The 13138-nt window shown below is 32.1% G+C and carries 6 protein-coding genes and 1 tRNA gene; 6 read left to right on the top strand and 1 reads right to left on the bottom strand.

Going from position 1 to position 13138, the window contains the following annotated elements:
• Positions 1–13: 13 nt before the first annotated feature.
• The 4 genes from DYE58_RS01445 (at position 14) to DYE58_RS01430 (ending at position 9172) form a co-directional block, all read left to right on the top strand.
• Positions 14–5746, top strand: a complete 5733-nt coding sequence (locus tag DYE58_RS01445; RefSeq protein WP_115311943.1) for an S-layer homology domain-containing protein — start codon at positions 14–16, stop codon at positions 5744–5746.
• A 692-nt stretch (positions 5747–6438) separates the two neighbouring features.
• Complete coding sequence (locus DYE58_RS01440; protein WP_040552936.1) at positions 6439–7137, top strand: CPBP family intramembrane glutamic endopeptidase; 699 nt, start codon at positions 6439–6441, stop codon at positions 7135–7137.
• 417 nt (positions 7138–7554) lie between these two features.
• Positions 7555–8124 (top strand): TetR/AcrR family transcriptional regulator, encoded by a 570-nt coding sequence (locus tag DYE58_RS01435; RefSeq protein ID WP_172463309.1) that lies wholly within the window; start codon positions 7555–7557, stop codon positions 8122–8124.
• Entirely contained in the window at positions 8108–9172 is a 1065-nt protein-coding gene (locus DYE58_RS01430; protein WP_004822611.1) for a DUF2871 domain-containing protein, read from the top strand. Before DYE58_RS01435 ends, DYE58_RS01430 begins: the two co-directional genes overlap by 17 nt.
• 266 nt (positions 9173–9438) lie before the next feature.
• Here the strand turns inward: DYE58_RS01430 and DYE58_RS01425 are convergent.
• Positions 9439–9525 (bottom strand) — tRNA-Leu (locus DYE58_RS01425).
• Positions 9526–9708: 183 nt separating this feature from the next.
• Between DYE58_RS01425 and polA the strand changes: the two genes are divergently transcribed.
• Complete coding sequence (gene polA, locus DYE58_RS01420; protein ID WP_004822613.1) at positions 9709–12357, top strand: DNA polymerase I; 2649 nt, start codon at positions 9709–9711, stop codon at positions 12355–12357.
• On the top strand, positions 12344–12949 hold the full coding sequence (gene coaE, locus DYE58_RS01415; protein ID WP_004822615.1) for a dephospho-CoA kinase: 606 nt from the start codon (positions 12344–12346) through the stop codon (positions 12947–12949). Before polA ends, coaE begins: the two co-directional genes overlap by 14 nt.
• The last annotated feature ends 189 nt before the right edge of the window (positions 12950–13138 follow it).

Genomic DNA, 13138 nt, shown 5'->3' with positions numbered 1-13138 from the left:
AGAAAGTATCTAGATGAAAAGAAGAATTATTTCTTTGATGCTAGCTATTATTATAATATGTGGCTCAGGCACCTCTGCGCTTGCAGCCACTGCAGCGTCTCTAATAAAAGAGAGAGAAATAACTAGTGTAAATGAAAATGATAAAAAACAGAGTGTGAGTGAAGAGGAATTAAAAGAAGAATTTCCTCTGATCGCAAATTATTTAAAGTCTCAAACTATTGAGAAAAGGAATAATGGAATAGTTACTATGATAGTTAAGTTCGACAAAGCAGATAGGGAAAAAGCTCTTGCAGAACTTAAAAAAATTCCTAATTTAAAAGTAAAGTATGAGTACAATCTAGTGTTTGACGGAGCGGCAATTGAAGTTCCGGAAGTTGAGTTGAAGAAAATTTTTGAGATTGATGAAGTAGATCAGGCAATTGAATCTCAACCTGTTGAACCGGCTATGACAGATGCTAGAAAAGTCATAAAGCTTGTAGATTCTATAAAGAATGAAAAAATAAATAAGAAGTATAAGTTTGACGGTAGAGGCATGGTTATAGCCTCTATCGATTCAGGCGCAGATTTAGAACATAAAGATTTGCAAATGAGTGATGATTTTTTTAATAAGTATGCAAAAATTAAAACCGTAGATCAAACAGGACATTTTACAAATAAAGTACCGCATGGATTTAATTATTGTGATGCGAATTTTGAACTGGAGGATAATTTCTTTGCTCCACATGGGCAACATATTGCAGGAATACTGGCCGGCAGCGCGAGTGAAGAAGATGCGGAAAAAGGCTTAGGTATAAGAGGAGTTGCGCCGGGAGCACAACTTCTTGTCTATAGAATTTTTGCAGATGGGCAAGATAAGGATGGTTATACACCGACTTCGGGAGATGATGCAGTATATCATGCAATGGAAGATGCCATTAAACATGGTGCTGATGTCATCAGTTTGAGTATTGGTGATCCGGGAGTGGGCAGACGTGGAGACTTATATGATACAGCCATAAGAAATGCACAAGAATATGGGGTTGCCGTTTCTGTTTCAATGGGTAATTATGGGGCGTCTTCATCAAGTAGCACTTTTGATAATTATACAAATAATGCTTTTGGGAATGTAGATACTTCAATGACAGTTAGTGGAGCGGCAAATCCTTATGCAATAGGGGTGGCAGCATCTAGGAATACCGGAGCGCTTTATCCTACAGTGGAACTTAATGGTAAAGACTATCCGGTAGCGCCGATAGGGGAAAGATTTGAATTTCCTGAAACATTTGAGAAGTTTGAAGCCAAAGAATATGAAGTTTACTATTTAGGACGTGCAGATGCTGAAATATTTAAAAAATTTGAAAATAAACTTGATGGTAAAGTAGTTGCAGTTGCAAGAGATATGGACAATAATAATCTCCCTTATCAAAAATTAGATAAAGCTAGATTATATGGTGCAATTGGGTTTATTCTTGTCAATGACATCATGAATAAAAATAGAGACACATTTATGGAAGAAGTGCCAACCGGTTTTGAGAGAATTAGCCAAAAAGCACTTAAAGCATCTGAAGGTATGGACCCAATTCTTACTATCGGTATAAGTGGAAATGCGGGTAAAGAACTTTTTAATTTAAGTAATGATAATGTTGAAAGATTAAAACCAATAGATGAACCTTTTAAAATAAAAATAAAAACAAAAGAGTATAAAACTCGTGCAGCTTTCTTAGATGAAACTGCAATTTCCGGTTTTTCAGCATGGGGTCCGAACAATCAATTGGAATTAAAGCCGGATATCACAGCTCCGGGGCAAGAAATTATTTCTCTTGGAAATAACCACAATGGAAAAAATTATTATGTACAAATGTCAGGGACTTCAATGTCTCAACCTGTTATAGCAGGTGTAACGGCACTTTTATATTCTAAGATTCAAGAGGATATGCAAAGTGTATTAATACAACCTAAAAACCATAAGATTTTAAGGGATAGAGCGGTTCCAAAGATTCCTGAAGAAATTGGCAAGTATACAAGATCGGAACTTGCAAAATTTTTAATGATGTCGACTGCTCGTCCTATGAGAGATAAGAAAGTTCCGGTTGGAGATACATTTTTAGAGAGTTCGCCTAGACATCAAGGTGCGGGACAAGTAAATGTTGAGAATGCTTTTTCGACCAATGTATTTTTATCACATGAGGGTAGACCTTCAGTTTCTTTAAAGGAGATAAAAGAAACCACAAAATTTACGGTTGATTTAAATAACTTCTCAAATACAGATCAAGTATTTAACATCAAAACGGGAAATGTAATAACTGATAATATTGTTTCTGTACAAAAACAAAAATCCGGCGGGGGATATGATGATGTACACGAAATTCATCCAAAAGTAGTGGATGGGGCCAGCATTACTCCAAGTGTACAAACTATAAAAGTACCTGCTAATTCAAAAGCAAGTGTAAGCTTTACATTAAAAGCTGTATCGGATGGCAAAGATAAATTTGTAGAAGGGTTTATTTATTTTGAATCTCAAAACAATGAACAACCAAGTTTGAGTATACCTTATATGGGTTTCTTGGGTGATTGGGGCAAAGAGAGAATTGTCGATCTTCCTGAATGGGACAGTAATTCAAAATCTAAGCTTACAACAGTTTTAGAGGCTTCACAATCACATGATGGTGCTGAAGGTCAAATGAAAAAGCTTGGAATTGATGGTATGATTCCAAATAATAAAACGGTAAATCCGGATATGATTGCCACAAATGGATATGAAGTTATACCGAGAATAATTGCATTAAGAGATGCAAATGATTATAAAATTTCAGTTGTAAATGAAAATAAAGAAGTAGTACAAGTATTACAAAAGGGGAATTTCTATAAAAAATATATTCATGCTCACTATTTAGAACGTGATTGGTATAAGCCGATAGTATCAAATCCTGATTATTCATTGGGCTGGAGAGGAACTGTATTAAATAAAAATTGGAAACCTGGTAGAACTGATTTTGTAAAAGAGCTCCCGGATGGACAATACTATTTCAAACTTGAATTTAGATCTTCTGAAAATCATGATTATCAAGTAGATTATTTACCAATCAAACTTGACAGACAAAAACCGGAAATTAAAAAAGAGAATATTCAAATTGATAAAGCTAATAAAACTCTTACTGTTACGATTGATGATAATTTTGGAATTTCATATATAAAAGGATCTCTGGATGGAAAAGCTATAACCTTTGAAAGGGTTGATGATCAAAGCAAATACAAAAAGTTTGTAGCTAAAGAATTTAATCTAAGTGAAAATTCTACTAACAAATTAAATATTCAAGCTACAGATTTTGCTAAGAATAGTACAGGGATAGAAGTTTCTCTTGAAGGTAGTTCTGCGTCTATTCTTGATGAAAGACAAATTTCTAATGAAGCTCTAGATAAAGCTGCGGAAAATATAGAATCCATGGGAAGAGAGAAATTAACCAACAAAGATCATTCAGTAGTAAAGAGTAAAATTATGGCACATGCCGAGTTAGATGATGAGGGAAGAGAAGTAATGTATCCGAGTGTCTTTGCTGCATGGACTGCATTTTCACCTGATTCTATTTCGAGAAATAAGAATATAGAACCCGGAAATTTATCGGATATAGAAAATGAACCTTATAGAATAAAAATTCAATACTATGGTATGGAAGGCGACGTTATGAGTGTAACTTCATATAATCCTGCAAAGAAGGGTTATGAGCCTCTTCGTGAGCCGAATCTCAGAGAGTATCCTAAAGAATACAAATTTGAGGGAAATGGGTATGGTGAACTTTATGCTGTGCTATATGAAGGATTTAACTCTGTAAACTTAAAAATAGTTGATAAGGACGGGAAAGTAATAACAAATCGCGGTTATACTTTCAGTTTAGACGCAAAAGGGCCTGAACTTGAATTGTATAATGTAAAATTACCTGAGGACATGGGAGGAGATAAGAGGGCTGAAATATTCTTCCCTAGTGAAAATTATACTTTAGAAGGAAAAGTCTTTGACGATTCCAGCGAGATATATGCAAAAGTTGATGATGTATCTGTTTTTTCATGGGATCTATTTGGAGAAAATCATCGAGAAAAGAGATTTAAACATCAAGGACACTCAAAAGATGGCGAGATGTTAACTATAGAAGTTGGCGACAAATTTGGGACTTCTGAAAAACATCAATTTGTAACCAAAATTGACAGTGAAGCTCCTATTGCACAGATTAAAGATAAAAACAGTTTAACTCCTGAATCTAAAATTGAGTATACTGCTGAGGATAAGGGCGGATCCGGAGTATGGCAACAAAAATTATTGGTAAATGGCAAAGAGTATAAGAATGATGAAATCAAAAATTATGAAGTAGAAGGTGAACCGGGCAAGTACTTTATATATTTAGAAGTTAAAGACTTAGCCGGAAATACATCTACAGATTCTCATACTATAAACTTAGAGGATACTCTTCCAACTCTTAAACTAAAGAAGAACAATGTACATTCAAATGAAGTAGAAAAATTAGAATCTGCTTTTGAAATTCCTAATGGCATAGAGGCAAGCTACATTGAATATGCGGATAAATATGAATCTGCAAAATTGGATGATGAATGGCATGACAGAGATACTATAAAACCTTATAGGTTGGCTGATAGGATGGTTCTTAGAAGCTCAGGAGAACATGAATTAAATGTATTGGTAAAGGATAAATTTGGAAGAAGCCAAGTTCAAACTTTTAAAGTAAATATAACTGATGGTAACGAAACTTCTGCTGGAGATAAACCGCAACCAAAACCGATAGATCCGAAACCACAACCGGGTAGCCTTACTAAAGAAGAACTTGCAAGTTCTGTAACTTTGAAGAAAACTAAATTTATTTCTGAAGAGTTTAGAGGAATTAGTCAGGAATTGAATTATCCTGTCGGTGCAAAATTAGAACTTCTAACTGAAAAATTTGAGACTATTATACCGGGTCATAAGATATTTAAAGTTAGAATTACTAAAGATGGAGTAAGTGTAGAGAAGACATTTGAAATAGATATAGTTGAAAAACCAAGCACAGAAAAACCAAGGGTTGATACTGATAACAGTAATAATAACTTTGGTGGAAGTTTCTATTTCAAACCGTCAATTTCTGCTGCTAGACATCATGCAAATGCAAAAGTGGTGGATTTAACTAAAAATGTAAATGAAAAAGAAAAAAATAAAGTAGAAGAAAAGAAAGTAACAAATACAAGCAGCGTACTGCAAGATATTCAAAACCACTGGGCAAGAGCAGCTATAGAATTCGGTTTGTCTAAAGGATATTTTGAAGGAGTAGGAGATAACAAATTTGATCCGGACAGAGGCATGACAAGAGGAGAATTTGTAACAGTTCTTGGAAGAATTCAAAAAATTGATAAGAGTAAATACCAAAATTCTAAGTTCTCAGATGTAAAACAAGGCGAATTTTATGCACCATATGTGAACTGGGCAAGTGAAACGGGAATAGTCAACGGAGTGGGAAATGATAAATTTAATCCAAATGATGTTATGACTAGAGAACAAATGGCTGTAATAATGGCTAGATATTTAAAAGTTGCAGGAGTCACAGTTCAGAACGGTGGAAATTCAGAATTTAAAGACAGTGCTAAGATTTCAAGCTGGGCCAAGGATGCAGTTGAAGAACTTGCAAAAGCTAAGATTGTAAACGGAATGGAAGACGGGACATTCAGTCCAAAAACACCATTTACAAGAGCTCAAGTAGCTCAAGTGCTATATAATATCTACAAATAAAAGGAATAGACTTTAGAGTTTATTGAAGTGATATTATTGATTTTTGATATAAATTGTCTTTAAAATAGTGGTGTGCAGAATAGATTATTCTACTCTGCGCATCACTTTTTTATTAAGTATTTATATTTACACAAATTTTATAAGTTGTAAAATTTTGTGTATAGAAACCTCTTGATTATGATAGAGAAAAACTAATCAAGAGGAATTTTATTGCCAATAGAGGGAAAGATAGAAATATTAAACGGAATATCTAAGAGGTTAAGAGAATAGTATCAACATAAAAATATTCGGGATTTACAAAATGTCATTAAAGACTTTTTAGTAGATGTTAAGGTATAAGATTTTTTGTTGACAAAAGAGTAGACGAGATGAAATAATAAAATATCGTCTGTATTTTTATATATTTATATGTTCACTGGGCTGTGAGTTCTTTATTTAACCAGGGTTTTACAAATATTATTTAATCTGTTGTAATCTCAAAAGTTTATTTATGAGTATAGGAAAGGTAATATTAGAAGACCAAAATGATTTATTGTCTTTAATTACTGATTATCATTGGGAATGTGGTGACAGATGTCTTGTGAACCGGTATTGTATGCTATTTTTATAAGAAGATTAAAATAGTAGGAAATTTTTAAAAATATGAATGTTGAAAGGGAGGTAAATGTTTAGTTTTATTAAACATCACAAACATGAAGAGATTTTATAGTATAGCGATAATTTACACAATTATCATGGGGATAGGTATTTTTATATGCAAAAATTTTAAAGATGTATCTTATTTGGATTCAAATTTTATCAATACCTTTATGCCTTTTTTAATAATATTGGCCATATTTTCTATAATTTGTTATAAAAAATGTAAGAAAAAGATAGATGAATATAGGCCGAGATATACAGCTTTTATGTTGCTTTTTGTTCCTGTTATGTTAATAAGTTTATTTACAATAGTGCAGAAATTTGAGCTATCTAAATCATTTTTTATTCCATTAATAGGAGCATTATTAGTTGGACTAAATGAAGAACTTATCTATAGAGGAGTTATTTTTTCAAATGCAGCAGAAAAAAGGGGAATTACAAAAGCTGTTTTTATATCATCATTGACTTTTTCTTTGCTACATGCGGTTAATATCTTGGGAGGGTTAAGCCCTGCAAGTGTTATTACACAATTAATAACCACCTTTATTGCAGGTATATTTCTTTCTCTCAGTTATAAAAATATAAAAAATATATGGTTAATTGTAGTTTATCATGGCCTTTGGGATTATATATCTTTAAGCGGAATAGGCAAGGTTTATCCTATTATTGATACAATAATAGTTGTTCTTATGATAATAGAAATAATAGTAAGTTTATTTATGTTGAGAAATATTAGAAAGAATGTCGTTTAAAATAAAGGTGTGAAATTTAAAGATTTATATTATTATTTTAGATGATAATATATATTTGATAAAGAAATAGGAAGCAACTTGTAAAATGAGTTTAATCACAAACAAATTATTACAGAGAAAAGCTTAAAATAAGTTGGATAGATGTAACTTGGGATACTACCAAAAAGATAATAATCAAAAGTATTTTCACACGGTGTAAACCTTTAAAACAAAGCAGACAAATCAATATCGGCACTTACTATTACAGCTGCTATCATATCTTTGCATTGCGAATACTTTTTTAATCAAAGTTTTAAAATCAAAAATTTATAAAATAATATAAAAACAATTGACAAGCGACATAGCGTCATATACAATCAAAACATGACAGGGTGTCATAATAAAAATTCTTATAAATTTATAAAGAAAGGGCAAAAAATGAAGGACACTTTTTTTAATTTGTCAGAAGAGAAAAAACAGTCGATATTAAATGCAATTCGTGAAGAATTTTTGCAAAAACCATTTAATAAAGCTCGAATAGCAAATATAATACAAAAAGCAAATATTCCAAGGGGAAGTTTCTACCAATATTTTGAAAATTTAGAAGAAGCATATTTTTTGATATTAGAAAAATATATAGTGGACTCACACAAACTTTTTTCAAGCTTATTAAAGAAAAATAACTACGACCATGAAAAAGCACTTCAACAATTTGGACGTGAAATAAGCGAAGAAATTTTCAACCCGGAAAACTATAATTTGTATAAATATAAGTATCTCTACTGGACAGAACACTTAGAAAGAGAATATACAAAATATAAGACAAAGGAAATGACAAAATCACTAAAGAGTACAAGGGAAGAAAAAATAATGTTCATAAAGGCAATTGTGCATGACTTGGTTAGGAGAGCATTTAGCGAAAACTGGGATAAAGACACATTTATAGAAAAATATGACATCCAATGCAGTTGGATATTTGGAGGAATTAAAAATGGCAGGACTATTTGAATCAATATTTGATGCACTATATCTAGTTTTAGTGATATCAATAGGAATAAAATTATTATTACTAGAAGATAAAAGTGCAAAAACATTTGGAGTAATGGGGGTAGTTCTAGGACTTGGGGACTCATTCCACTTGGTACCGAGAATTATGGCACACATGACACAAAATGGAATGGAACAATTTGCATCAATACTCTCATGGGGCAAAATGATAACTTCAATAACCATGACGATATTTTATCTACTGTATTATAAACACTACAAAAAAGAGAATCACAAAGAAAACAAAATGCTCGATTGTACAATATATTTGCTTACAATAGTAAGAATAATTTTAACAGTACTCCCTCAAAACAAATGGGGAACCAGCGACCCAAACTTAACTTGGAATATCATTAGAAACATACCGTTTACAATTATGGGAATTATATTAATAGCAATATCATATAATGAAAAAGGACTGTTTAGAAAATACTCAATCTTAATTGCACTGTCATTTATTTTCTATGTACCGGTGGTGCTATTTGCTGATAAATATGCGATTGTTGGAATGTTAATGATGCCAAAGACCGTGGCTTACTTTATGCTCGTGTATGTAGCCTACAAACACTACAAAACACAATTTAAAACAGCAGATATCTTAGAAACAGCGCTAATAACATTGATATTTGGTTTGAGTGCAGGAGTGTTTTTTAGGGAATTTACAAAAATTTTCGCATTTAAAGGAAAAACAATGCTTTCAGTAATTCATACACACACATTAATTTTGGGTTTTGTATTTGGAATAATATTGTATCTTTTGATAAGCAGAATAAAAAATGTTGACTACAAAAAAATAAAAATGCCGATAAAACTTTGGAGCGCAGGATTAGTTCTTACAATAGTGATGATGTGGATAAAGGGAATATATCAAGTAATAGGGGGAAATGCAGAACTATTTAACCAAAATATGTTCTCAGGAATAGCCGGATTAGGTCACATAGCGCTTGGCATTGGAATAGTTTGGTTGATGATGTATATAGTAAAAGAAAGCAAATTACAAATTTTATAAAAAAGCGTGGGAAGCCATGTTTTTTTGCTGCAAAGATATAAAAAACATCAATATAACCAACAATTTCAAAAAATGTACGGGCGGCACGTGATTACAAGAAAAATAAAGAATCAAAATAAAATCAACAAATAAAAGATATAAATAGTAAAAAAGTATAGGCCCGTCCGCAAATCGACAATAATTTCGACAAACAATGTCTTACAAACACATAAAAGCAAATAAAAAACTCTCACAAAAACTTTTAAGCTTTTATGAGAGTATATAAATGGTGCCGGAGGCGGGACTTGAACCCGCACGGTGTTGCCACCGCCAGATTTTGAGTCTGGTACGTCTGCCAATTCCATCACTCCGGCATATTACCTAATTATTTTACAACATTTTATATATTAAATCAAGTCGAAACTATTAGAGTATATTTTATTTTGCAATGACAATTAAATAAAACTCAAAATGGACCTATAATTAGGTTCTTTTTTAATTATCATTGTGAAATTAGTTGTAAATATAATGTATAATAGTTATAAGGATGTGATTTTATGGAAAAAATTTTGATTATAGATGGTTCGTCGCTCTTCTTTAGAGCTTTTTATGCATTGCCGTTGTTAAAAACTAAAAAGGGAATTTATACAAATGCACTGTACGGTTTTATACAGATGGTGGAAAATGCTATCGATAGGATAAAGCCTACTCATGCTGTGGTTTGTTTTGATATGAAGGGAAAGACTTTCCGTTCGGATATATACAAAGATTATAAGGGCACTCGCCAAAAGACTCCAAATGAGTTGGAACAACAGTTTCCAATTGTAAGAGATGTATTAAAACTTATGAACATTATAGTTTTAGAATCTCCGGTGTACGAAGCTGATGATATAGCAGGGACAATTTCTAAATTAGCTTCAGAAGTCGGTATGGAATCTGTACTACTTACAGGAGATAAGGACTACTATCAATTGGTCGGCAAGGACACCAGTGTACTTTTGACAAGAAAGGGAATTACTGAAATGGACCTTGTAACAGTTGAGAGTTTACAAGAAGATTATGGGTTAACACCTGATCAATTTATAGATTTAAAAGGACTTATGGGAGACAGTTCGGACAATATTCCGGGAGTGCCGGGAATAGGTGAAAAGACGGGACTTAAGTTGATACATGAATTTGGAACAATTGAGAACCTATATGACCATATAGATGAAATCACAGCGAAAAAACAAAAGGAAAAATTAGAAGACAATAAGGCTCAAGCTTTTATGTCTAAAAAACTTGGAACAATTGTTAGAAATGTGCCTATAGAAACTGAATTAGATGAATTAAAGCTAAGAGAATACAATCTACAAGAGTTATCTGACTTATATAGAGAATATGAATTCTACACATTACTAAAGAGATTGCCGGAAGGATTTCAAAAGGCAGAGGTTGTGGAAGTTTCAGAGAGTGTATTTAAAGTAAGAGATATTGTTTATAAAGATTTAATAGAAGAAATAAAAAATGAAAAATCTTTTGCCTTTAGGTTTATAACGGATGGAAAAATTTATGAAGGTATTAAACCTTGCAGATTTGCAATAAAAGTTAAGGAAAAACCCGTTGTGATATACCAAGGCATAGAAAATTTGGCTGAATTTAAAGAAGTTTTTGAGTCTGAAGAAATAGAAAAAATAGGTCATGATTTAAAAGAAGACATCATGGTTTTGATGAGTGAGGGAATAAATATAAATAATTTCACTCACGATACTCAAATAGCTGAATATCTTTTAAATTCAACTAAATCGGATTATGATATTTCAAATATTTCAAGTGAACACTTCGGTGTTGGATATAAAGATGAAGAAGAATTACTTGGAAAAGGCGTGAAAAAGAAAAAATATTCAGAACTATCTGATGATGATTTAAATAAATATGCAGCTTTTTATTTGAGTGCAGTATATAAACTTAGAGATAGACAAGTTGAGCTACTCAGAGAACAAGAAATGGAAGAGTTATATAGAAATGTTGAATTGCCATTAGTTGAAGTATTGGCTTCTATGGAACTTATAGGAATAAAAACTGAGACAACAGTATTTGATGAGATAGGTGCCGATTTAAACGAGAGGGTAGAAAAACTTGAAAGGTTGATATATGAACAAGCCGGAGAAGAATTTAATATAAGCTCACCAAAACAACTTGGAGTTATATTGTTTGAAAAACTTGGGTTTCAAGTCATAAAGAAGACAAAGACAGGCTACTCGACATCAGCAGAAGTTTTGGAAAAGCTGATAGATGAAGGGGAGATAGTCGGCAATATCTTGGAGTATAGAAAATTGACAAAGCTCAAATCAACTTATGTGGATGGACTAAAAGAGATAGTGAACCCTAAAACCGGCAGAATTCACTCCCACTTCAATCAAACTGTTGCGAGCACAGGGCGAATTTCATCACAAGATCCAAATCTTCAAAACATACCTATAAAAACTGAAGAAGGCAGGCTTATTAGAAAAGCTTTTTTGGCTTCAGAAGGTTGTTCACTAGTTGATGCAGACTATTCACAAATAGAACTTAGAGTTCTAGCTTCTATAACAGAAGACGAAAATATGATATCGGCTTTTGAAAATGATGTCGATATTCATAGAAAAACGGCTTCTGAAGTGTTTGAAGTTCCTCTTGAAGAAGTGACTTCACTTATGAGATCACAAGCCAAGGCAGTAAACTTTGGTATAGTTTATGGTATTTCAGATTATGGACTTTCAAGAAATTTAAATATTCCAAGAAAGACGGCGAAAATATATATAGATAACTATTTGGAAAATTTTAAAGGTATTAAAAAATTCATGACGGATGAAGTAGAAATTGCAAAAGAGAAAGGGTATGTCAAAACAATTTTAAACAGAAGAAGATATATTCCGGAGTTATCAGCAAAGAATTTCAATATACGTCAATTTGGGGAGCGTATAGCAATCAATACACCAATACAAGGTTCAGCAGCAGACATAATAAAAATTGCAATGGTCAAAGTTTATAAAACGCTTAGGGAAAAGAATATGAATTCCAAACTGATACTTCAAATTCACGATGAATTGATAGTTGATGCAGTTGAAGAAGAAATTGAAGAAGTGAAAAAAATCATGCACGAACTTATGGAAAATGCAGTTAATATGAAGGTGGCGTTGAAGATAGATATGAAAGTTGGAGATAGCCTTTATGACACGAAGTAAGGTCATAGTTATAACCGGTTCAATCGCAACGGGTAAGAGTGCTGTTACAGAAATAATAAGAAAACACGGTTTTCAAGTTATAGATGCAGATGAAATAGCTCACGAAGTTTTGAAAAAAGAATTTATAGCAGAAAAGATTAGAGAAAACTTTGGAGATGAATTTTTGCTAAAGGGGAAAGTAAATAGACCAGCTCTTTCGGATTATGTATTTAATAATAAAGAAAAATTAGAAATCTTAAATAAAATAATGCACAGAGAGATTTTTAAAGAAATAAATGCAAAAATTCAAGAGAGTAAAGACGAAGTGTTATTCGTGGATATGCCGTTGTATTTTGAACTAAAAGATAAGATGGTGGAATATTCATTTAAAGCAGATGAAATTTGGTTGGTCTATGTTAAAAAAGCTACTCAGATAAAGAGGCTTATGAATAGAGATAACATAACAAGAGAAATTGCGGTTAAGAAAATAAATTCACAAATCAGTGTTGAAACTAAAAAGGCTATGTCAGACGTTATTATAGAAAATGACGGTTTCATAGCAGAACTTGAAGAAAAAGTAGAGAAGTTAATAAAGATGTATGGTCAGCATTAACAAGGCAGTGTGAGGATACCTGTACCACACAATAAGACAAATTAGCAAATAAGATAAGTAAATAACAAAACAAATAGGTATTCAACAAATTAATAAACATTAGTTTTATTATGTGATAATAATAGTGTAGATTTAATAGTATTGTAAGAATTAACTTTTTTATTCAAGAGCAGTTGACTTTATGAGCTT

Source organism: Peptoniphilus indolicus, from assembly GCF_900454665.1.
Lineage (GTDB): Bacteria > Bacillota > Clostridia > Tissierellales > Peptoniphilaceae > Peptoniphilus > Peptoniphilus indolicus.
Note: the sequence above shows the minus strand (reverse complement) of the source record. Positions and strands in the feature narration are given on the sequence as shown.